Below are 20,810 nucleotides of genomic sequence, written 5' to 3'. Positions count from 1 at the left end.
GATGTCGGTCAGTGTCAGGAAGAACGGGATGTCGGACAGGCGCACGAAGATGAAGCTGAGCCCGAAGACGATCAACCCGGCCGCGCTGCCCCACGCCAGACGGCCGACCAGCTTGGCCGCGGGCGTGCCGCGCAGGTTGTCGCGCAGGGTGAAACCGGCGGCGGGCAGGCTGAGGAACGCGATGAGGCACGCGTACAGGTGGATCTCGCCACTGACCGGATCCGGGAATTCGGGGTAGCTCGCGGGAAAGATCGCGGCCGCCGCCAGGCCGAGCGACCACAGCACGAACAACAGTTTCGTGGTGCGGCTGAGCGGGATCCCGGCCGCGGCCAGCGCGCCGAGCGCGGTGAGCGAGCCGATGGACAGGGAAAGCACGCTGGCGCCGAGCATGCCCGTGCCGCGATCGACGTAGGCGTAGCTCGACAGCGTGTCGAACACCGGATCGCGTGAACTGATCAGGTGAAGCACGACCATGGTGAACACTGCCCAGCCGATGGCCGCGCCCGACGCGATCAGCCAAGGCTTGGCCCGCGATCTCTCCCCAGGGAACGTCATGCGTTCAGCGTGCTCGGGCAGGCGCGGATTTCCGATCCGGGAAGCCCCCGGTTTTACCCTGGGGCTACCCCGAAGTCGACGAGTACCAGTAGCTGGTCATCGTGCCTTTTCGCGCGGGGCCAGCGCTCGCCGTCCGGGTCCTGTTTCTCCGCCGTGCGCACCGCGTCGAGGACGGCGTCCGGACCACGCTCCCGGCTGATGGTGAGCACTTCCGGCCAGTCGAACAGGTCGTACTCGTCGACACCGACCGAGACGCCGTCCGTCGCCAGCAGGAGGGCGTCGACCTCCGAGCGCGGCCAACTGCGGCGGACGGCCTCGGCGGCGGCCTTCGGTTCCGCCTCGGCGACCCAGAAGCCGTCCGGCGCGTTGCGTTTCGCGCGGACGTCGGCGCCGGTGCGGAGCTGGCCGTTTTCGCGCAGCGAGACCAGCCTGTCATCGGTGAGTGGATCGGTGCCGGAAGGACCGAAGGCGATGATCGGGCTGTCGGCGAGCACTAGTCCGTCGACGGTGTCGTCCGTCCAGCGCGCGATCGCGACCGTGCTCGACGGCGATCGTCCCGGCTCGAGGCCTTCACGGCGGGCGACGTCGGCTATCGACTCCGCGAGCAGCACCCCGAGATCCGCTTGGGGTTCCGTGCTCAAGGCCCGCGACAGGCTGTGCACGAGCAGGCTCGCGTACCAGCCGCCGGACGGCAGATCCGGCCGTGGCGCGGTCGCCCCGTCGAGCACCACCACGGCGTTGCCGAGTACGGCGACGTGGTCTTCGGTCGGGCGCGTCGCTCCGTCCGCGCCTACTCCGTCCCTTTCCGCCACTGCGATTTCGACCATGACCCGACCCTAACTGTCAACTGAGGTTGACGCGGCCGGGATGTCAACGTAGGTTGACGTCATGACCGAAGCGACAGATCTGGCCGCGCGAGCCGGCGACCGTGATCCCCGGGTGGGATTGCGCGCCGTCGCCGCCTTGCGCCGGCTGTTGGAACAACTCGAGGCCGTGCAGGTCCGCAGCGCGCGGGTGCACGGCTGGTCCTGGCAGGAGATCGCGGCCGAGCTCGGGGTCAGCAGGCAAGCGGTGCACAAGAAGTACGGGAGGCATTGATGTTCGAGCGCTTCACCACCGAAGCCCGCGACGTCGTCGTCGGGGCCCAGCGCGTGGCGGCGGACGAGGGGTCCGGGAACGTCGATCCGCTGCACCTGCTCACGTCCCTCGCCCGGCACACCGGCGTGCTCGCCGCACTGGGCTGCCCGATGGACGAACTGGCCGACGACCTCCGCCGCGTCCGGCGGCGCGGCGGGATGAGCGACGCCGACGTCGAAGCCCTGAGCGGGTTCGGCATCGACGTCGAGCACATCGTCGAGCGGGTCGAGCAGACCCACGGCCCCGGCGCGCTGACCGGTGGACAGCGGGCCGGACGCGGTCATCGGCCGTTCACGCCGGAGTCGAAGAAGGTGCTGGAGAAGAGCCTTCGCGAAGCCATCGATGTCGGCAGCAAGCGCATCGAAGGCGAGCACCTGCTGCTCGCGATGACCGCTGTCCCCGGTGTCGCGGCCGACGTGCTCGCGCAGCGGGGCATCGACTACCTCGCCGTCCGGCGGTTGCTTGAGCAACGGGAGGCCAGCTGAGTCACGCCTCTGATGACGCGAGTTCGGCGGTGCGCTCCCGCCAGATGACGTACGGCAGGAAAGCCTGCGTCAGCGGTCCGATCGCGAGTGCGTAGAGGACCGTGCCGACGCCCACGGTGCCGCCGAGCAGCCAGCCGGCGGCCAGGACGGTGACCTCGATGAGCGTCCGGACGAGGCGGATCGACTTGCCCGTCCGGGCCGAGAGCCCGGTCATCAGCCCATCGCGCGGGCCGGGGCCGAGCCGCGCGCCGACGTAGATCGCGGCGGCGAGGCCGTTGAGCACGACTCCGGCGACCAGGTTGACGATCTGCCAGCCGAGCACGTCCTGGTCGGGCAGGAAGATCCGCACGAAGTCGACGGTGAGCGAGATGACCACGATGTTGGCGACCGTGCCGATCCCCGGCCGCTGCCGCAGCGGGATCCACAGCAGGAGCACCAGCACCGACGCGATCGCGGTGACCGTGCCGAACGAGAGGCCGGTGATCTTCATCAGCCCTTCGTGGAGCACGTCCCACGGATCGAGGCCGAGCCCGGACCTGGTCAGCATGGCCATGCTGGCGCCGTAGAGGACGAGCCCGGCGACGAGCTGGACCGAGCGACGGGTGGTGTCCTGGGAGATGCCGACGGGTCTGAGGTCGAGTTTGAGTGCCACGAGTCCACCATCAGGGGTAAGTGGCTATCTTGACCATGACCAATCTGGAACAATTGGTCTTATGGAACCGCTGATCCCGCTGACTGGACGCGTTTCAGGGTCGAAATTGGCCATTTTGCTGGGAAACTGGCGACGGAGTGGTACTCGACACGGTGCCGCGGATCTCGCGGCGGCCGTCGAGCTGCTGGTCCTCGACGGCAGGCTGCCGCTCGGCACGAAACTCCCGGCCGAACGGGAGCTCGCCGACGCGCTGGAAGTCAGCCGCACGCTGATCGGCGCCGCGCTGGACAAGCTGCGGACCGACGGACTGGTCGCCAGCCGTCGCGGGGCGGGCTCGTGGATCGCGTCTCCCGGCGGCCGGGGCCGGGACGCGATCCTGCCGACCGGCGAGGACCTCATCGACCTCGCCCAGGCCTGTCCGCCCGCCGTCGCCGGCCTGGTCCCGGCCGTGGACGCCGCGCGGAAGGCGCTGGTCGACCACCTCGGCGAGAACGGCTACCAGGTGCGCGGCCTGCGGATCCTGCGCGAGCGGGTCGCCCGCCGCTACACCGAACGCGGGCTGCCGACCAACGCCGATCAGGTGATGATCACCAACGGCGCGCATCACGCGTTCGTGCAGGTCCTGCGGATGCTGGCCGGCCCGGGCGACCGGGTGCTGGTCGAACAGCCGACGTATCCGAACTCGCTGGAGGCCATCGGCGCCGCGCACGCCATCCCGGTGCCGGTGCCGCTCGATCCGGCCACCGGCTGGGACATCGTCGGGATCGAGGCCGCGCTGCGGCAATCCGCGCCGAGGCTCGCGTATTTCGTCGCGGACTTCCAGAACCCGACCGGCCTGCGCATGGACGCCGAGGGCCGTCAACGGCTCGCGGCCGCGCTGAACCGCGCCCGGACGCCGGCGATCGTCGACGAGACGCTGGTCGAGCTGGATCTCGAAGGCGATCCGGCCGATGGTCCACCGCCGATGGGCGCGTACCTGGGTGACCTCGGCATCACGATCGGCTCGGCGTCCAAATCGCATTGGGCGGGCCTGCGGCTCGGCTGGATCCGTGCTTCCGAGGACGTCATCGGCAGGCTGATCGCGGCCCGGTTCGCCGTCGACCTGGGATCGCCGGTCTTCGAGCAACTCGTCCTGGCCGAACTGCTCGACGACGGCGGGGCCGCGCTGGCGCACCGCCGTCAGGAGACGTTGGCGCTGCGAGACGCGCTGACCGGGGCGCTGAACTGGTACTGCCCGGAGTGGACGTTCACCGTGCCGCGCGGCGGGCTTTCGCTGTGGTGCCGTCTGCCGGAACCGATGAGCACGCGGCTGGCCGTCGCCGCGGCCGGGCACGGAGTGCAGGTGGCGCCGGGCTCGCGGTTCGGTGTCCACGGCGGACTCGAGCGCTGGCTACGGCTGCCGTACGCGCTGCCGGCCGAACGGCTTTTCGAGGCCGTACGGCGGCTGGGCACGGCCGCCGCTTCGGTGGCCGCTACCCCCACCACGGTCGCCCCGGTCGCCGTCCAGGTCACCTGACCCCCGCGTTTCGTCCTCTGAATGCGGTAGTTGCGCGCGCAACTACCGCATTCGGAGGACGAAACACGGGGGTGAAAACGGAAATAGCCGGTGCGCCGGCGGGGCGGCCGATGCTCCAGGGAGGGCATCGGCGCCGCACGACCAGCGCACCGGCTATCCGGCCCGCCCCGAGGCCGAAACCTCGGGACGGGCACCGCGGCGGTTACCCGGCACAGCCCCTCGACGTGCCGGGAACCGCCCGCGGTTCAGGCGGGCTTCGAGCTTGGCCGGCTCCTGCTCGGCGCGGTGAGCAGAAGCCCCCGAAGTCCACCCGGTGCTGGTCCCGGCGCCGCAGGGGCAGCGCGGCGCCGGGGCCGGGATCCGAACCGGCCGGGCGCGGTCGGCCGTTCGGAAAGACAAAGGGGATGCCTGAAAGAGGGGCAGGCGAAAGCGGCTTGTGCCAGAGGGATCAGCCGACGTCGAAACCCGAAGTTGATCTTGGTTTGGACGTGGTTCTCCCCGGCGACCCGGTCAGGTCAGTCGGGGGAGGTGGCGGGAAGCGCGGCTTCCCTGCCGGTGCGCTCGCCCTCGTGGTCGCAGCCGGTTCCGAGGAGCTTCAGCTGCGTGGCGGGCACGCCGGAGTCGAGCACAGCGAGCGGCCCGCGGCCGCCGCCGGAGTTGTCGTGCCCCGGCTGAGCGGTCGTCGTGGGCGCGATCGGCGCCACCGGGGTGTTCGGCAGGCCACCGCCGCCGCCCGAGCCGCCGCCGTCCGGGGACGCGTGCGTGTCGGACTCGGCGGGCGCGGCCGGAGCGGGCTGGGCGTCGGCCTTGACCCGGACGGGCAGCGTGACGACGCGGTGGTGCTGGCTGGTCGTCGCCGGAGCGGGGCTCTCGGCGGGGGCGACCGGGCGCGGGGCCGGAGCGGCGGGCGCGGGCGCGTTCTCCGTGACGGCCTTCGCCGGGACGGCGATGGTGACCGAACCGCTCGCCGACTCGCCGGAGCCGCCGCCGAACACGGGGTCGAGCATGTCGCCGGTGCCCGGCAGGATCACCGGGGCACCCGCGCCGCAGCACGGATGCGGTGTCATGATCGGCGCGAGGACCTGGTCGCCGATTCCATCGACGATACCGCCGATACCGCCGACGTTCTGGACGACGCCGCCGACCGTGGTCGTGACGACATTCAGCACGCCGCCGATGAGGCCGCCCAGCAAGCCGTTGGACGACTGGGGCTTCGCGTTCTTCGTCGCCGGCTCCGGAGAAGAAGCCTTCTCGACGGAACTCGCGCTCGAAACCGCCTCTTCCTCCACGGTGGCCTCAGGCTCCTCGTGCACAACGGGAGCGGGCTCTTCCTGAGAGGATTCAGTGGGCTCAGCGGGTTTCGCGGTGGAGTCCGAAATGGACTCAGTGGGCTTTTCGGGGGTGGTCGTTTTCCCGGATCCGGTTTCGTCCGCGGGCTGCACCACGGAGGTCTCCGGCGGCGCGGGTGTCTGCTCGTCGGCCGAAGCCGGGGTGCTCAGCACGGCGCCGAGGATCCAGCCGGTGAGCACGAGTCCGCCCGCGAAAAGGATTCGCTTCGGGGTGATGAGGCCGCCACGGCGCACGACTGCCGTACCACTCACAGCAATCACCACCGTCCGCGCCTGAAACCCACGTTTCCCGCGTGAGTTCGATCTTGCTTGGGGTCTCTTCCGGTCAGGTCGCAGTTCCCCCGGGGCTGCACCAGTTTTAGCACCGGAGGGGAGTGTTTCACTTCAGCCGCCGCCGATCCAGCCCGTTAGGCGGAACGACGCAACCGGCTCCGGTGCCTGGAGTACTGGAGTTGATCACTCTCGGTATGTGCCGGGCGGCCATCCGGGGAGGGGTGGAACTACTCAAATCCTCGGTGACCTGATGTTTTCCGGATCCTCGCTGCGGTGTGTGCCGTCGAAGTCGCGTTCGGTGATCGGCGCGGCGGACGCGAGCCGCCGGGAGGGAAGGGTCCGGGATGTGGGACGTGAACGCGCTGTCGGCGGCGGTACTCAGGACGCTGAAGGCGTACCGGCTGAGCGAAGCCGACGCCAGAGACGTCTGTCAGGACGCGTGGCTGGAACTGCTTCGCGCGCCCGGCGCACTACGTGACGAAGCGAAGCTCGGTGCTTGGCTGACGACCACCGCGCGGCGCCGGGCGCTCCGGATGATCTCCAGGAACAGGCGCGAAACGCCGCGTCCGGTGTCCGATGCGGAGCCAACACCGGAGGCCGAGGTCGTCCGCGCCGAACGTGACCGCGCGCTCTGGGCGGCGGTCGATCGCCTGCCGGAGCCGCATCGGCGGATGATGCGGCTCCTCGCGTACCGGCCGGAGCTGTCCTACGCCCAGCTCGCGGGGGAGCTGGGCATCAGCCCGGCCAGTGTGGGCAGGCTGCGAAGACGGTGTCTGGACCGGCTCAAACGGACGCTCGAAAAGGGCGGCTGGGCGTGACCGGCGCCGTGGACATCGGACGAGTCACCGAAGTTTGCGCAATCGGGTGACCGCTTCGTCGATGACCTCGTTACGTTTGCAGAACGCGAAACGCAGGAGGTGTTTCCACTCGTCCGGGTGATCGGTGAACACCTTTACGGGCACGGCCGCCACACCCACCCGTTCGGGGAGTTCCCAGGCCAGCTCCGCGGCGTCGTCGAAGCCGAGCGGCCGGACGTCGACGCAGACGAAGTACGTCCCGGCGGTCGGCCGGACCGCGAACCCGGCGTCCGCGAGCCCCGCCGCGAGCCGGTCCCGTTTGCCCTGAAGGCTCGTGCGCAGGTCCTCCACCCAGGGCAGTTCCTCGTCCAGCGCGTGGGTGACGGCGGGCTGGAACGGGCCACCCGAGACGAAGGTGATGAACTGCTTCGCCGCCTTCACCGCCGCGACCAGTTCGGGGCTCGCGCAGACCCAGCCGATCTTCCAGCCGGTGCAGTTGAACGTCTTGCCCGCGCTGGAGATCGAGACGGTCCGGTCGCGCATGCCGGGAAAGGTCGCCAGGGGCAGATGCTCGGCGTCGTCGAAGACCAGGTGCTCGTACACCTCGTCGGTGATCGCGATCAGGTCGTGCTCCACGCAGAGCGCGGCGACGGCTTCCAGTTCGGCGCGGGTGAACACCGTGCCGGTCGGGTTGTGCGGCGAGTTGATCAGGATCGCCCTGGTCCGGCCGGTCACCGCGGCGCGCAGGGCCTCGACGTCCAGCGCGAACCGGCCGTCGCGTTCCACCAGGCCGACGACCCGCCGCTCCGCACCCGCCATGGCGACCGCGGCCGCGTACGAGTCGTAGTAGGGCTCGATGACGATGACCTCGTCGCCGGTCTGCGTCAACGCGATCAGCGACGCCGCGATGGCCTCGGTGGCGCCGGCGGTGACCAGGATCTCCGTGCCGGGGTCGTACTCGACGCCGTAGCGGAGCCGATGCCGCGCGATCGCCGCGCGCAGCTCCGGCCGTCCGGGGCCCGGCGGGTACTGGTTCGCACCTCCGAACAGCGCGTTCTTGGCGGCGTCGAGCATTCCGGCGGGCCCGTCGGTGTCGGGGAAACCCTGGCCGAGGTTGACGGCTTCGTGGCGGACGGCCAGTGCCGTCATCTCCGCGAAGATGGTCGACGTGAAGGGCTGGAGGCGGGGTACGAGGACAGGTTCGCGCACGATCAGCCATCCTCACGGACAATGGCGGTGTGGAGCAACTGACGCCCGCCAAGGTGACCCCAGCCGATCCGCCCGGTGGAACCGCCGCGGAGGAGGAAAAGCGCCGCGGCCTGCGCAAGATGAAGATGGTCGCGCTGTCGTTCCTGCTCGGCGCGACGGTGATCTTCCTGCTGACCAGCTGGGCCGAAGCCGCGGGCTGGCCCGCCTGGGTCGGCTACGTCCGCGCGGCCGCCGAAGCCGGGATGGTCGGCGCGCTCGCCGACTGGTTCGCGGTGACGGCGCTGTTCCGGCATCCGCTGCGGATCAAGATCCCGCACACCGCGATCATCCCGAACAAGAAGGACGCGCTGGGCAGCAGCCTCGGTGACTTCGTCGGCTCGAACTTCCTTTCCGAGAGCGTGATCCGGGAGAAACTGAGCCGGATCGAGGTCTCGAAGCGGCTCGGCGGCTGGCTCGCGCAGCCCGCCAACGCCGAGCGGGTGACGTCGGAGCTGGCCACCGTCGTACGGGCCGCGGTCAAGGTGCTCCGCGACGAAGACGTCCAGGCGATCATGGAACAGGCCGTGGTCAAGCGGATCGTGGACAAGCCGTGGGGCCCGCCGCTCGGCAAGATCCTGGCGGGCGTGTTCGCGGACGGGGCGCACCACAAGCTGGTGGACCTGATGTGCGACCGCGCCTATGAGTGGGTGCGCGACAACCACACGACGATGCTGCGCGTGGTCTCGGACCGGGCGCCGAGCTGGTCGCCGAAATTCGTCGACGAGATGCTCGCGGACAAGGTCTACGGCGAGGTGCTGTCGTTCGTCTGGGCGGTGAAGACCGACGTCAACCACCCCATGCGGCTGGCGCTGGACAAGTTCCTCGGCGAGTTCGCCCAGGACCTGCAGACCGACCCCGAGGTGATGGCGCGCGCCGAGCAGGTCAAGTCCCAGATGCTGGGGCATGACGAGGTGCAGAAGCTGATCGGCTCGGCGTGGGCGACGGCGAAGGAGATGCTGCTCAACGCCGCCGAGGACCCGTCGAGTGAGTTGCGGCGCCGCGTGCGCACCGGTCTGGAGGCCCTCGGCGGGCGGCTGGTCTCCGACGACCACATCCGGTCCAAGGTGGACACCTGGGTGGAGGGCGCGGCGGCCTACGTCGTCACGCACTACTCCAAGGAGATCACCACGATCATCACCGACACCGTGGAGCGCTGGGACGCCGAGGAGACCTCGCGCAAGATCGAGCTCCAGGTCGGCCGGGACCTGCAGTTCATCCGGATCAACGGCACGGTGGTCGGCGCGCTCGCCGGGCTGGTCATCTACGCGGTCGCGCAGCTGCTCTTCTGAGTCTTTCGAGCGGATGCGCCTATACCACACTCCGGAGGCATTGCCGGGAGTTGTCCACAGGAAGTGGAGTCATCCCCAGGGTTATCCACAGCTTTTCACGTTTTTGGCCTAACGGTGTGCACAACCCCTGGGGGTAACTCGGGGGTGGGTGACACCAGAAGTTGTGGTCGTTCGGGTGCCTCGGGACCCGGGGTGAGGCTGAGCCGGGGCGTTGCGAAAGCCACTTTCGCAACGTTGAAGGTTGCGAAAGTGGCTTTCGCAACGTTGGTGGGGGCAGTTCCGGGGCGCCGTTCTGCTGTCGCCTCGGGCTTGCAACGCCGGTGGGGCTGAAGGGCTCACCCCGGGCCTCAGGTCGAGATGTCCGCCGTCCGCGCCCGCCAGGCCCGCGCCTTCTCCCGGTTCCCGCAGGCTCGCATCGAGCACCACGTCCTCGACCGGTTCCGCGATTCGTCGTAGAACGCCCACAGGCAGTCGTCGGCCGGGCAGATCTTGAGGCGGATCCATTCGCCGAGCACGGTCAGCCGCGTCGACGCCGCCATCACCGCCTCGCAGACCGTTTCCGAGACCAGCAGCGGGCCTTCCGGACCGAGGACGATCTCCGCCGGCGCGCGCAGGCCGGGCCGCGGGAGCCGCGGGTCGCCGATCGCGGCGCGCAGCGCGTCCCGAGTTTCCCGTGCGGCCGCGGGGGTATCCGCGCGAAGCCGGTGATCCCGGGCCCAGTGCTGCCAGGACTCCAGATCGTCCAGGAGGTCGGTGCCGCGTTCGACGTTCACCGTGTTCAGAAACTCGACCACCAGGGACGCGTCGGTGTTCACCCTCCCCAGTGTACGGGCGAGACCGGTTGTCATCGGCTGCGATAACCCGCATACTCAGTTCACTGGTTACTCGATCATTCTGGAGGCTGAACCATGGGTGCGGTACCGACCTTCGGCGCGGTGGCCCTCGACTGCCCGGACCCGGTCGCGCTCGCGGAGTTCTACCGCGAGCTGCTCGACTGGGAGGCGGCCGAAGTCGCCGAAGACGGCCATTGGGTGACCCTGCGGAACCCGCAGGGCGGCGCGCGGTTCTCGTTCCAGCGCGTCCCCGACTACCGGCCGCCGGCGTGGCCGTCCGCCGAGAACCCGCAGCAGGCCCACGTCGACCTCGACGTCACCGACATGGAAGCCGCCCACGAGCGCGCGCTGAAGATCGGCGCGAAGCTGCTCGACGACTCGCCGGAGACCTTTCGGGTGTACGCGGATCCGGTCGGGCACCCGTTTTGTCTGTGCGCCTGCTGACCTCGGACGAGAAAAATGCGTAATCTCTGATACGTGATTTGTCCGAAGTGCCAGAACGCCATGAAGACCGTCGACAAGAACGGCATCCACATCGACCAGTGCCAGGGGTGCCGCGGCATCTTCCTGGACCGGGGTGAGCTGGAAGCCATCGCCGGTGCCGAGAACTCGTACTACGGCGGCGGGCACCAGCCGCCCCCGCCGTACCAGGGAGGTGGACACGCGCCGGCTCCGCACTACGGACGGCCGGACTCCCCGCGGCCGCATCGCGGCGGTTACGCGGACTCGCCGAAGGGCTACCGCGGCGGTTACGCCGACTCGCCCAGGGGGCACCGCGGCGGCTACGCGGACTCGCCGCACGGCTACGGCCATGGCCACAAGCGTCGTAAGGGCGGCTTCCTCGAGGGCCTCTTCGACTGACCGTGGTCCTCGATCTCAAGATCTGCCCGGCCTGCGGTGATCGCGCCGAACGGCCACGAGTCGAGAACGGGCTGCTGGTGTGCGCGGTATGCGCACACCAGTGGCCGTTCCGGCGGCTTCCGCTGTTCGCGCTGACCGGGCCGAGCGGCGCCGGCAAGTCGACGGTCGGGCCGCGGCTGGCGGACCGGCTCGGCGATCTCGCGCTCGTGGTCGAGCAGGACGTCTTGTGGACCGGGGCGTTGCGTGACGACGTTCCCGGCCATCCCGCGTTCCGCTCGACCTGGCTGAGGATGGCCGCGATGCTTCACCAGAACGGACGACCGGTCGTCCTCTGCGGCACCGTCGCGCCGCCCGAGTTCGAGCGGCTGCCCGAGCGCGTCTTCTTCTCCGCCATTCACTACCTGGCCCTCGTCAGCGAGCCCGACGCCCTGCGCAAGCGTTTGCTCGCGCGGCCCGCCTGGCGCGAGTGGGACGAGGAGCGGGTCGAGGAGATGCTGGAGTTCAACGAGTGGCTGCAAGCGGAAGCGCCCTCGATGGATCCGCCGGTCGAGTTGTTCGACACCACCCATCTCCCGGTGGACGACGCCGTCGACCACGTCGAGAAGTGGGTGCGAGGCCTGCTTTCAGGGACGCAGCGGCCAAGTACGCCCGTCGGGTGAATCCAGCCAGATCACCTGGTCTTCGCCGTCGAGGCTGAGCCCGAACCGGTCTCGCCCCGGCTCGCCGAGGCCGAGCCAGTCCTCGTGCGCCGCTTCGACGATTTCCCACAGCCGCCGCGGGCCTCCTTCGGCCACTTCGAACTCGTTGCCCCGCTGCCGATGCCGCATCCATGAGCCGTCCGGATGGACCAGTGTGGTGCTCTGGCCCGCCCGCGCGGCCGTCACGCCCGGCAGGTGGAGCCCGCCGAAGAACTCGAAGCGGTTGCGGGCTTCGGTGAGTACACCCATCGGCAGCCGGGTCGGCCGCCAGGAGACATCGCCTTCGAGCGCCTTCGACGACTTGAAGCGGTGCGCGCGCAGCGGCATGAAACGACCGTCGCGCGCGAGCACCCGCCCGTGTCCCGTCGCGCCCTCGCCCGCGACGATCCGGACGAGCCCGCCGCCGATCGGCCGGTTCAGCGTGGTGACGATCAGCCCGCCCGGCATCGTCTGCGCCAGCCACGCGGGCGGGATCGACGAAACCGAACAGGTGCACAGGACCCGGTCGTAGAGGACACCCGCCGGGAAGCCCTCGGCGCCGTCGGCCGCCACGCACGAGGGCGCGTACCCGATCTCCGCCAAGCGTTTGCGCGCGGCGTCGACAAGTTCCGGGTCGATGTCCACTGTGTACACGAGTCCGGAACCGAGCCGATGGCACAGCAGGGCGGTGTTGTAACCGGTGCCCGTGCCGATCTCCAGGACGCGATGCCCGTCGGCGACCCGGAGCTCTTCGAGCATGATCGCCATGATCGACGGCTGGCTGGACGAACTCGTCGGCGTTCCGGGCTGGGCGCCGAGATAGCGCGCCCGTTCCCAGAGCCCGGAGTCGTCGTCGAGCTGGACGACCAGCACGTCGGGGGAGTACACGCGCCGGAGCCACTCGTCGTCGCCGCTTTCGACCGCGGCCCAGCCGTTCGCCGACGGGACGAAGAACCGCGGCAGGAAGACGTGTCTGGGCACGGAGCGGAACGCGGTCATCCAGCGCGCGTCGTGCAGCACGCCCTCGGCGAGCAGATGCTCGACGAGGCGCCGCCGCAGCCGCGTCGCGTTCGACATCCCTCCACGGTAGCGGGGTGAGGACCAACACACCCGATGGTTGCAAGCAGAGTGCTTGCAATTGCTAGCACCCGCGCGTAGCGTTGAAGACGTCGCGAGGAGGTACCGATGTCAGACATCGACCGGGATCAGCCCGCATCGGGTGGGCCGATGGAAAAGGTCGCGGACATCGCTTCCGACATCGGCGAGTACATCCGCCAGCAGCGCAGCAACGCGAAGATCTCCTTGCGGCAGCTGTCGAAACTCGCCGGCGTGTCCAATCCGTACCTGAGCCAGATCGAGCGCGGGGTCCGCAAGCCCAGCGCGGAGATCCTCCAGCAGATCGCCAAGGGCCTGCGCATCTCGGCCGAGGCGCTCTACGTGCAAGCGGGAATCCTCGATCTGCCCACGGGCGGCCCGGTCGGCGACGCGATCCGCGCCGACACCGAGCTGACCGAACGGCAGAAGCAGGTCCTGCTCGACGTCTACGAATCGTTCCGCCGCGAGAACGCCGCCGCGAAGCCGAAGCCGGTGGCGTCGACCCCAGAACAAGCCACCGAATCCAAGGAGTCAGCATGACCACGGCCACCAAGAACGACCGCAAGCACACCGCCCTCGACCAGGTCCGCACGCCGCTGCTGGCCGCGCTGGGCGCCGGCAACCTGGCGGGCCAGGCCGTCGTCGACGCCGTGTCCAAGGCCAAGGAGAAGGTCGTCGAGGGCAGCGAGAGCGCCCGCAAGAACATCGAGGAGCTTCCGCACGACGTCGAGGGCCTGCGCGAGAAGCTGGACCCGGCCGAGCTGCGCAAGGTCATCGACGAGTACACCGAAGCCGCGCTGAAGCTGTACAACAAGCTGGCCGAGTCCGGCGAGCAGGCGTGGGACAAGATCGCCGCGCAGCCGCAGGTCAAGAAGGCCATCGAGCAGCTCGAGGACGCGATCAGCACCGCGCAGGACCGCGTCGAGGGTGCGACCACCGACGCCCGCGAGCGCATCGACACCGTGCTCGGCAAGGTCACCAAGGGCACCCGCTCGGTCGGCGAGAAGGCCGCCCGCAAGGTCTCCGACGCCGCGGTCGACCTCGCCGGTGAGGTCGAGGAGATCGGCGACGACCTCGCGCACGAGACCCGCTCGGCTTCGCGCAAGGTCGCCAACAAGACCGAGCCGAAGACCACGACCCCCGCGCGCCGCACCACCACCAGCCCGGCCGCCAAGAAGCCGACCACCGCGCCGAAGACCACCGAGAAGTAAGGTCCGCGTGAACTCCCGGGCCCCCGGCGCCGCTTCGGTGCCGGGGGCCCGGGTCATTCGCCCGGTTTGACGTAAGCTGAGTTCGTGTTCGTTGCCACCTGGATCCTCATCGCCATCCATTGGGGCGGCGCGCTGACGGGGCTGTTCGCTTTCGTGCATGCGCTGTTGCAGCGTGCGGACGCGTACTCGGCCGCCGATCGGAAGACCAAGCCCATCTGGATGCTCATCACCGGCGGATCCACCGTGGTGCTGACCGTCTTCCAGTTCTACGGCGGCGGCATGATCCTGTGGCTGCCCGCGCTGGTGGCGGTCCTGGTCTACCTCGTGGACGTCCGCCCCAAGCTCATCGAGGTGCAACGCGGCGGCCGTAACTGGTGATCGAGGCCGGTTGGCGGAGCTGAGATGTACTCGGACAAGTCACTGAACGCGTGAACCCGCCCCGCCGAAGGCCCGCTATCGCGGTGGCAGGGCGCGCTGATGGTCCATCGTGACGTTTTCACCGGGCGGCGCTCTGCCGACGTCGATCGCGGACGCGGGTTCACCGACAGACATTAGGGTGGGCCTGTGACCACTTGGACCATCGCCGGAAGCCTCACCGTCGTCCCCGCCCTCTCCCGCCCGGACCTGCTGGCCGAGCCCGTCGCCAAGGCACTCGCCGCCCTGCCCGATCCGGACGCCGTCGGCGTCGTCGAGATCGACGCCGAATTGGCCGACACCGCCGCCTTCTGTGAGGCGTACGGCTCCCCGCTTTCCGCGTCCGCGAACTGTGTCGTCGTCGCCGGCAAACGCGCCGGTGAGGTCCGCTTCGCCGCCGCCATGATCCTCGCCACCACCCGCGCCGACGTGAACGGCGTGATCAAGCGCCGTCTCGACGTCCGCAAGGCCTCCTTCGCCCCGATGGACGAAGCCGTCTCGCTCACCGGAATGGAGTACGGCGGCATCACGCCGGTCGGTCTGCCGGAGGAGTGGCCGATCCTGATCGACCAGCGCGTCGCCGACGAACCCGAACTGGTCATCGGCAGCGGTATCCGTGGCGGCAAGCTGCTGATCTCGGGTTCGACCCTCGCGTCCCTGCCCGGCGCCGAGGTGATCGACGGGCTCGCGCGCCCCGTCGAGTGAGGCTGTCCACAAAGGACTTCCCGCTGGCCTCGGCGTTCGAGGCCGGGTTCCTCGAGATCGACCCCGCGTTGCTGGCGAGGCTCGGCGAGAACCGCGCCCGTGTCCTCGCCGCGTTGACCGAGCGCCCCGTCTACGGCGTGAACACCGGGATGGGGCGGCTCGCGGGGACCGCCGCGCCCGCGTCGAGCGCGCATCAGCGGAACCTGCTGATCGGCCGCGCCGTCGGCGGCCCGCCCTGGCTCTCGGCCGACGAAGTGCGATGGCTGCTGCTGGTGCGCCTGCGGGATCTGCTCGCCCCCGAGGCGGGTGCGAGCCCGGAGTTGGTGACCTTCCTCGTCGATCGGCTGAACGAGGGGTTCACTCCCGCCGTACCGCGGACGGGGCTGGGCAGTGCCGGCGAGATCATCCCGCTGGCGCACGCCTTCCAGACCTTCCTCGGCGTCGGCACCGTGCTGGTGGACGGCGTCGAGACACCCGCGGCGGAAGTGCTGGCGGAGCCGTACGAACCGGGCCTCAAGGAAGGCGCGATCCTCATCCAGGGCTCGCCACTGGCCGAGACGCTCGCCGCCTTCGCGCGGACCGAGGTCCGGCAGGTGGTGGACCTCCAGACGCTGGCCGCCGCGATCGCGATCGACGTTCTCGGTGCGCCACAAGCGATCTATCGCCCCGCGTTGGCGGGAGACGACCAGGTGCTGGAATCGGTGCTGTCCGAGATCGGCGGCTTGCTCGACAGTGCCACGGTGCGCCCGGGAGTCGTCCAGGCGCCGGTCTCCGTGCGGGTCGCTCCGCGGGCGATCGCTCACCTGACGCGGGTCGCCGCGGAACTGGACGACGTGCTCGGGCGCTCGATGCCGACCGACTCGCCGGTGTTCCTGGACGGCGAATTCGTGTCCACGACGGGTTTCCACGCCGTCGAACTCGGGCTGCGGATGGACGCGGCGACGGCGGCGCTGGTGCATCTCGGCGAAGTGAGCGTGCAGCGGACGCATCGGTTGCTCGACGAGCGGTTCAGCGGCCTTCCCGCGCAGCTCGCGGTGGATCCGGGACCACAGGCGGGGCTGGTGCCGTTGCACAAACGCGCGGTCGGGGAACTGCACGCGCTGCGGCGCCTGGCCACGCCCGCGACGTTGGGTTCCGTCGACACTTCCGGTGGGCAGGAGGACGTGCAGGCGTTCGCGTGGGCGGCGGGGAACCAGCTCCGTGACGCCTGTGCGCGGATGTTCGCCATCACGGCCTGCGAGCTGATCACGGGTTCGCAGGCGCGATGGCTGGCGCCCGGGGATGGTTCGCCCGGGCTTCGTGAGACTTACGGGTGGTTGCGAGAGCTGGTGCCGCCTGTCGAAGAGGATCGAGGCTTGGGGCCGGAGGTGGCGGCTTTGGTTTCAGCGCTCAGGTCCGGGCGTCCGCGCGGGACTGGATCGCCAGCCCGCGCGGGGTCACCCAACGCGTGACAAGTGCGAAAACGCCTTCGCACACCAAAGCCAGTACGACGACCGCGATGCCACCCGCCATGATCTCGCCGTGACCGGGATCGCCGAGGGCGAAACCGTCCACAATGTACCGGCCGAGCCCGCCGCCGTCGTTGACGATCGCGCCGATCGCGACCGTCGCCACCAGCTGCAGGAACGCGACGCGGGCACCCGCCAGGATGACCGGAGACGCGAGCGGCAACTCCAGGCGCAGCATGATCTGCCACTCGCGGTAACCGGTTCCGCGCGCGGCGTCGACGGTTTCCTGCCCCAGCTGGATGACGCCCGCGTAGGTGTTCGTGAACAACGGCGGCAGCGCCAAGGCCACCAGCGCGAGCATCAACGGCCAGAAGGTCGTGTCGACTTCGAGCCGGGAAGCCAGGAACCAGAACAGGATCACGAGTCCGAAGCTGGGGATCGCGCGGCCGATGTTCACCGCGCTCGTGGCGAGGAACTGCGCGCGGCGGTAGTGCGCCAGCCACAACGCGGGCGGGATCGTCAGCACGGCGGAGATCGCCAGCGCCAGCAAGGAGAACTGGAGATGCTCGACCGTCCGGTACGGCACGCCGGCGGGATCCGTCCAGCTCCAGCGATTCGGTTCGCCGAACCATTCGATGGTCTGGTCGATGATGCTCATCGCGACGCCGCCTTCCGCGACCACGGCGCGAGCGCGCGCCCACCGAGCCACAGCAGCAGATCCACCAGCACGGCCAGCACCACGGAAAGCACGACACCGACGATGATCGACGTCGGGTTCGGCGTGGCGGTCTGGATCCCGTTGCGGATGAAGTACCCGAGACCGCCCTTGCCGAGCATGGAGGTCACCGTCACCAACCCGATCGTGGTCACCGCCGCGACCCGCAGGCCCGCGATCACCACCGGCAGCGCGAGCGGGAGTTCGACCTGCCACAGCAACCGCGAACGCGTGAAACCCATGCCTATCGCGGCTTCGCGGACTTCCTTGGGCACTTGTTCGACACCGGTGACGATGTTGCGGATGAGGATCAGCAACGTGTACGTGGCCAAGGGGATCACCGCGGTGGTGAAGGACGTCAGCCCGGTGAAGGGCACCAGTACGGCGAAGGCGCCGAGGCTCGGGATGACGTACAACGAACCCGCCGTGCTCAGCGCGATGACGTAGAACCACCTGCGACGCAGCGAAACCACGGAAACACCGATCGACACCACCAGCCCGATGGCGAGCGCCACCGCGGTCAGCGTGATGTGCTCGCCGAGCCGCTCGAAGATCTCGTCGAGGTTGCGGTCCACCCACCGCCACTCGAAGAGCGGCCGTCCGCCTTGGGCGGGAACGGGGAACACGGAGGATGCTCGCACCGGCCGACCTTACCCCGATCGGGCGGCCGGATTCCGCTCTCTGGGAGCAGACGGGGCGCAACTCTCAAAATGTGGATTCTGTCGTGACGCGGGGATACGGTTCATTCCTCTGAACGAGTCATAGGAGTGTGCACGTGCGCTGGACACGGAATGTTCGAGTGGGCGCGGTGCTCGCCGCCGCCATCCTCGGGATGACCGCCTGTGGGGGCGGAGACGACGCGGCGGCCCCGGCCGCGCAGAGCAAGGGCGGGGCACCGATCGTGGTCGCCTCCTTCAACTTCACCGACAGCCTGATCCTCGCCGAGCTGTACGCGAACGCGTTGGAGGCCAAGGGTTATCCGATCACCCGCAAGCTGAACCTCGGTTCGCGCGAGCTGATCTACCCGGCGCTGAAATCCGGCGAACTCCAGTTCATCCCGGAATACCAGGGCGCCGCCATCACCACCGGCTTCGGCAAGGAGGCCGCGAAGGACGCGGCGGGCGAGCACGAACAGCTCAAGAAGCTGTTCGAGCCCGACGGCATCGCCCTGCTGGACTACTCGCCGGCCGAGGACAAGAACACCTACATCGTGAAGGCCGACCTCGCCAAGGAGAAGGGCCTCGCGAAGATCAGCGACCTGTCCAAGGTCGACAACGTCGTCGTCGCGGGCGGTCCGGAGTGCGAGAAGCGGCTTCCCTGCTTCAAGGGCTTCACGGACGTCTACAAGCTGAAGGCCACGTTCCAGACCGTGCAGGAGGCGGGCCCGCGCGTCGAGCAGCTGCGGTCCGGCAAGGTCACCGTCATCCCGGTCGACTCGGTGAGCCCGCTCGTCGGCGACCCGCAGTTCGTCGCGCTGGAGGACGACCTCGCCATCGTGCCGACCGAGAACGTCGTGCCCGCGGTGAACAAGAAGGTCCTCGACGAGCGCGGCGCCGACTTCGTGGCCGCCGTCAACGCCGTGAGCAAGGCCCTCGACACCGTGCAGCTGCGTGAGCTGAACAAGCGCGTCGACTCGGACGGCGAGAAGCCGGCCGACGTCGCGAAGGACTGGCTGAAGGAGAAGTCCCTCATCTAGGCCCTCCCTCTCTCGCGCGCTATGAAAGGTCCTTTCCTTGCAAAATTTGCAAGGAAAGGACCTTTCATGGCGTTCGGGGCCCCCTTCATCGCGTCGGAGGCGTTGCGCGCAGGGGGACTTCGGACAGGTGTTGCGAAAGCCACTTTCGCAACCTTCAACGTTGCGAAAGTGGCTTTCGCGACACGGTGTCCCGCTCCGCGCCGCCGTACCCGCGCGAGGGGCCGCTCGTTCCCCCTGCGAGCACCGGTGGAATCGTGGACGCTGTCGTTGCAACACGGGTGAAAGGGAGTGGGATGGGAAAGGTCACGGCCATCGCGGAGCGCACCATCGAGGCGCCGGCGGACAAGGTCAGGGCGCTCGTCGCGGACTACGCCGAAACCCGGCCGAAGCTGCTGACCGAGCACTACCGCGACTACGAGGTCACCGAAGGCGGTGTCGGGGCGGGCACGAAGGCGCGCTGGAAGCTGCAGGCCACGTCGAAGCGCGTGCGCGACGTCGCCGCGACGGTGACCGAGCCGTCCGAAGGCACCCTCGTCGAGACCGACGCGAACTCCAGCATGGTCACCACCTGGACCGTCCGCGAGGTGCCGGACGGCAGCATCGTCCGCATTGAAACCACCTGGGACGGCGCGGGCGGCATCGGTGGCTTCTTCGAGAAGACCTTCGCGCCCGGTGGGCTCAAGCGGATCTACGAGGGAGTGCTCGGCAAACTCGCCGAGGTCGTGTAGTGCTCGCCACAACCGGAATGGTCGCCCCGGTTCGCTCGTTGTACCCGTCGTGAATACGGGGCGATCGCCCCGGTTGGGCAACAGACTTGGAGTTACCTCGTGAACGCAACCGAGATCCGGCTCGCCTCCCGTCCGCACGGCGTCCCCACGCTCGAGAACTTCGAGATCGCCGACGTCGAGATCCCGGTGCCGGGCGAGGGCCAGATCCTGGTCCGCAACCAGGTACTGAGCGTCGACCCGTACATGCGCGGGCGGATGAGCAGCGCGAAGTCCTACGCCGAACCGTACGAGGTCGGCAAGGTCATGCACGGCGGCGCCGTCGGTGAAGTGCTCGAGTCCACCGTGGACGATTTCCGGCCGGGTGACATCGTGCTGCACGGTCTCGGCTGGCGCTCCCACGCCGTCGTCGCCGCGAAGCACGCGGTGAAGGTCGACCCCGAGGCCGCGCCGATCACCGCGTACCTCGGCGTCCTCGGCATGACCGGGCTCACCGCGTACGCCGGCCTGCTCGACGTCGCCGAGTTCACCGACGGCGACACCGTCTTCGTATCCGGCGCGGCGGGCGCGGTCGGTTCCGTCGTCGGCCAGCTGGCGAAGCTGAAGGGCGCGAAGCGGGTCATCGGCAGCGCGGGCACCGACGAGAAGGTCAAGTGGCTGACCGACGAGCTGGGCTTCGACGCGGCGTTCAACTACAAGGACGCCCCGGTCGCCGAGCAGCTGCGCGCCGCGGCGCCCGAGGGCATCGACGTGTATTTCGACAACGTCGGCGGCGAGCACCTCGAAGCGGCCATCGACTCGATCAACCTGCACGGCCGGATGGCGATCTGCGGGATGATCTCGGTCTACAACAACACCGAACCGGCCGCGGCGCCGCGCAATCTCGCGTCGATCATCGCGAAGCGGTTCACCATGCGCGGCATGCTGGTCGGCGACCACTTCGCGCTGCAGCCGCAGTTCGTGAAGGAGGTCGCGCCGCTGGTCGCCTCCGGTGAGCTCAAGTACTCGGAGACCATTGTGGACGGTATCCGCAACGCGCCGCAGGCCTTCCTCGACCTGCTGGGCGGAGCGAACACCGGCAAGATGCTGGTCCGCGTCTGACCCTGCCTCGCGTGCAATGAAGGGGCCT

The 20,810-nt window shown here is 69.2% G+C and carries 24 protein-coding genes and 1 pseudogene; 16 read left to right on the top strand and 9 right to left on the bottom strand.

Annotation, left to right across the window (positions count from 1 at the left end; genetic code table 11):
* Positions 1-3: 3 nt before the first annotated feature.
* Together ACLJQ7_RS13990 and ACLJQ7_RS13985 are read right to left on the bottom strand one after the other, a co-directional pair.
* A pseudogene (locus ACLJQ7_RS13990) lies at positions 4-474 on the bottom strand (DUF998 domain-containing protein); the annotation flags it as partial.
* A gap of 134 nt (positions 475-608) precedes the next feature.
* Complete coding sequence (locus tag ACLJQ7_RS13985; protein WP_410648642.1) at positions 609-1,382, bottom strand: hypothetical protein; 774 nt, start codon at positions 1,380-1,382, stop codon at positions 609-611.
* Positions 1,383-1,443: 61 nt separating this feature from the next.
* Here ACLJQ7_RS13985 and ACLJQ7_RS13980 point away from each other — a divergent pair, with 61 nt between their 5' ends.
* Together ACLJQ7_RS13980 and ACLJQ7_RS13975 are read left to right on the top strand one after the other, a co-directional pair.
* A complete protein-coding gene (locus tag ACLJQ7_RS13980) occupies positions 1,444-1,653 on the top strand; it encodes a sigma factor-like helix-turn-helix DNA-binding protein (protein ID WP_004559389.1) in 210 nt (69 codons plus the stop codon).
* Complete coding sequence (locus tag ACLJQ7_RS13975) at positions 1,653-2,177, top strand: Clp protease N-terminal domain-containing protein (protein ID WP_410648641.1); 525 nt, start codon at positions 1,653-1,655, stop codon at positions 2,175-2,177. The genes ACLJQ7_RS13980 and ACLJQ7_RS13975 overlap by 1 nt, the downstream gene beginning before the upstream one ends.
* Before the next feature lies 1 nt (position 2,178).
* On the opposite strand, the gene ACLJQ7_RS13970 is transcribed toward ACLJQ7_RS13975, so the two are convergent.
* The gene (locus ACLJQ7_RS13970; RefSeq protein WP_410648640.1) at positions 2,179-2,829 is read right to left on the bottom strand and encodes a YczE/YyaS/YitT family protein; all 651 of its coding nucleotides are present in this window, start codon (positions 2,827-2,829) and stop codon (positions 2,179-2,181) included.
* 61 nt (positions 2,830-2,890) lie between these two features.
* Here ACLJQ7_RS13970 and ACLJQ7_RS13965 point away from each other — a divergent pair, with 61 nt between their 5' ends.
* Positions 2,891-4,345: a PLP-dependent aminotransferase family protein gene (locus tag ACLJQ7_RS13965; protein ID WP_410648639.1), complete on the top strand. Its 1,455-nt coding sequence runs from the start codon at positions 2,891-2,893 to the stop codon at positions 4,343-4,345.
* Between the two features lie 515 nt (positions 4,346-4,860).
* Here the strand turns inward: ACLJQ7_RS13965 and ACLJQ7_RS13960 are convergent.
* A complete protein-coding gene (locus ACLJQ7_RS13960) occupies positions 4,861-5,946 on the bottom strand; it encodes a hypothetical protein (protein ID WP_410648638.1) in 1,086 nt (361 codons plus the stop codon).
* A gap of 365 nt (positions 5,947-6,311) precedes the next feature.
* Between ACLJQ7_RS13960 and ACLJQ7_RS13955 the strand changes: the two genes are divergently transcribed.
* On the top strand, positions 6,312-6,785 hold the full coding sequence (locus ACLJQ7_RS13955) for a sigma-70 family RNA polymerase sigma factor (RefSeq protein WP_410648637.1): 474 nt from the start codon (positions 6,312-6,314) through the stop codon (positions 6,783-6,785).
* 24 nt (positions 6,786-6,809) lie between these two features.
* Here ACLJQ7_RS13955 and ACLJQ7_RS13950 read toward each other — a convergent pair whose 3' ends face one another.
* A complete protein-coding gene (locus tag ACLJQ7_RS13950; RefSeq protein ID WP_410648636.1) occupies positions 6,810-7,973 on the bottom strand; it encodes a pyridoxal phosphate-dependent aminotransferase in 1,164 nt (387 codons plus the stop codon).
* A gap of 29 nt (positions 7,974-8,002) precedes the next feature.
* On the opposite strand from ACLJQ7_RS13950, the gene ACLJQ7_RS13945 reads away from it, so the two are divergent.
* The gene (locus ACLJQ7_RS13945; protein WP_410648635.1) at positions 8,003-9,301 is read left to right on the top strand and encodes a DUF445 domain-containing protein; all 1,299 of its coding nucleotides are present in this window, start codon (positions 8,003-8,005) and stop codon (positions 9,299-9,301) included.
* 347 nt (positions 9,302-9,648) lie between these two features.
* On the opposite strand, the gene ACLJQ7_RS13940 is transcribed toward ACLJQ7_RS13945, so the two are convergent.
* Positions 9,649-10,149, bottom strand: coding sequence for a CGNR zinc finger domain-containing protein (locus ACLJQ7_RS13940; RefSeq protein WP_410648634.1), 501 nt, complete (start codon positions 10,147-10,149; stop codon positions 9,649-9,651).
* Between the two features lie 60 nt (positions 10,150-10,209).
* On the opposite strand from ACLJQ7_RS13940, the gene ACLJQ7_RS13935 reads away from it, so the two are divergent.
* Genes ACLJQ7_RS13935 through ACLJQ7_RS13925 form a run of 3 tightly spaced genes read left to right on the top strand, consistent with a single transcriptional unit; the run spans position 10,210 to position 11,654 of the window.
* Positions 10,210-10,578, top strand: coding sequence for a VOC family protein (locus ACLJQ7_RS13935; RefSeq protein WP_410648633.1), 369 nt, complete (start codon positions 10,210-10,212; stop codon positions 10,576-10,578).
* A gap of 33 nt (positions 10,579-10,611) precedes the next feature.
* Positions 10,612-10,995: a zf-TFIIB domain-containing protein gene (locus ACLJQ7_RS13930; protein ID WP_410648632.1), complete on the top strand. Its 384-nt coding sequence runs from the start codon at positions 10,612-10,614 to the stop codon at positions 10,993-10,995.
* A 2-nt stretch (positions 10,996-10,997) separates the two neighbouring features.
* A complete protein-coding gene (locus tag ACLJQ7_RS13925) occupies positions 10,998-11,654 on the top strand; it encodes an AAA family ATPase (protein ID WP_410648631.1) in 657 nt (218 codons plus the stop codon).
* On the opposite strand, the gene ACLJQ7_RS13920 is transcribed toward ACLJQ7_RS13925, so the two are convergent.
* A complete protein-coding gene (locus ACLJQ7_RS13920; protein WP_410648630.1) occupies positions 11,619-12,749 on the bottom strand; it encodes a methyltransferase domain-containing protein in 1,131 nt (376 codons plus the stop codon). The two genes, ACLJQ7_RS13925 and ACLJQ7_RS13920, sit on opposite strands and share 36 nt — an antisense overlap.
* A gap of 150 nt (positions 12,750-12,899) precedes the next feature.
* On the opposite strand from ACLJQ7_RS13920, the gene ACLJQ7_RS13915 reads away from it, so the two are divergent.
* The 5 genes from ACLJQ7_RS13915 (at position 12,900) to ACLJQ7_RS13895 (ending at position 16,548) form a co-directional block, all read left to right on the top strand.
* Positions 12,900-13,307 (top strand): helix-turn-helix domain-containing protein, encoded by a 408-nt coding sequence (locus ACLJQ7_RS13915; RefSeq protein WP_410649196.1) that lies wholly within the window; start codon positions 12,900-12,902, stop codon positions 13,305-13,307.
* Positions 13,304-13,978 carry a hypothetical protein gene (locus tag ACLJQ7_RS13910; RefSeq protein ID WP_410648629.1) on the top strand — a complete coding sequence of 225 codons (675 nt, stop codon included), beginning with the start codon at positions 13,304-13,306 and terminating at the stop codon, positions 13,976-13,978. Before ACLJQ7_RS13915 ends, ACLJQ7_RS13910 begins: the two co-directional genes overlap by 4 nt.
* Positions 13,979-14,062: 84 nt before the next feature.
* Positions 14,063-14,356 (top strand): DUF2516 family protein, encoded by a 294-nt coding sequence (locus ACLJQ7_RS13905; protein WP_125678935.1) that lies wholly within the window; start codon positions 14,063-14,065, stop codon positions 14,354-14,356.
* A gap of 186 nt (positions 14,357-14,542) precedes the next feature.
* Complete coding sequence (locus ACLJQ7_RS13900) at positions 14,543-15,097, top strand: YbaK/EbsC family protein (protein WP_410648628.1); 555 nt, start codon at positions 14,543-14,545, stop codon at positions 15,095-15,097.
* On the top strand, positions 15,094-16,548 hold the full coding sequence (locus ACLJQ7_RS13895; RefSeq protein ID WP_410648627.1) for an aromatic amino acid lyase: 1,455 nt from the start codon (positions 15,094-15,096) through the stop codon (positions 16,546-16,548). Before ACLJQ7_RS13900 ends, ACLJQ7_RS13895 begins: the two co-directional genes overlap by 4 nt.
* Here ACLJQ7_RS13895 and ACLJQ7_RS13890 read toward each other — a convergent pair.
* Positions 16,487-17,203 (bottom strand): ABC transporter permease, encoded by a 717-nt coding sequence (locus ACLJQ7_RS13890; RefSeq protein ID WP_410648626.1) that lies wholly within the window; start codon positions 17,201-17,203, stop codon positions 16,487-16,489. The genes ACLJQ7_RS13895 and ACLJQ7_RS13890 overlap by 62 nt on opposite strands.
* Positions 17,200-17,886 (bottom strand): ABC transporter permease, encoded by a 687-nt coding sequence (locus ACLJQ7_RS13885; RefSeq protein WP_410649195.1) that lies wholly within the window; start codon positions 17,884-17,886, stop codon positions 17,200-17,202. The genes ACLJQ7_RS13890 and ACLJQ7_RS13885 overlap by 4 nt, the downstream gene beginning before the upstream one ends.
* Positions 17,887-18,035: 149 nt before the next feature.
* On the opposite strand from ACLJQ7_RS13885, the gene ACLJQ7_RS13880 reads away from it, so the two are divergent.
* The 3 genes from ACLJQ7_RS13880 (at position 18,036) to ACLJQ7_RS13870 (ending at position 20,782) form a co-directional block, all read left to right on the top strand.
* The gene (locus tag ACLJQ7_RS13880) at positions 18,036-18,956 is read left to right on the top strand and encodes an ABC transporter substrate-binding protein (RefSeq protein ID WP_410648625.1); all 921 of its coding nucleotides are present in this window, start codon (positions 18,036-18,038) and stop codon (positions 18,954-18,956) included.
* 293 nt (positions 18,957-19,249) lie between these two features.
* Positions 19,250-19,684, top strand: coding sequence for an SRPBCC family protein (locus tag ACLJQ7_RS13875; RefSeq protein ID WP_410648624.1), 435 nt, complete (start codon positions 19,250-19,252; stop codon positions 19,682-19,684).
* Between the two features lie 99 nt (positions 19,685-19,783).
* Positions 19,784-20,782 carry an NADP-dependent oxidoreductase gene (locus ACLJQ7_RS13870; RefSeq protein ID WP_410648623.1) on the top strand — a complete coding sequence of 333 codons (999 nt, stop codon included), beginning with the start codon at positions 19,784-19,786 and terminating at the stop codon, positions 20,780-20,782.
* The last annotated feature ends 28 nt before the right edge of the window (positions 20,783-20,810 follow it).

The organism is Amycolatopsis sp. cmx-4-54 (genome assembly GCF_046548895.1).
Lineage (GTDB): Bacteria > Actinomycetota > Actinomycetes > Mycobacteriales > Pseudonocardiaceae > Amycolatopsis.
Note: the sequence above shows the minus strand (reverse complement) of the source record. Positions and strands in the feature narration are given on the sequence as shown.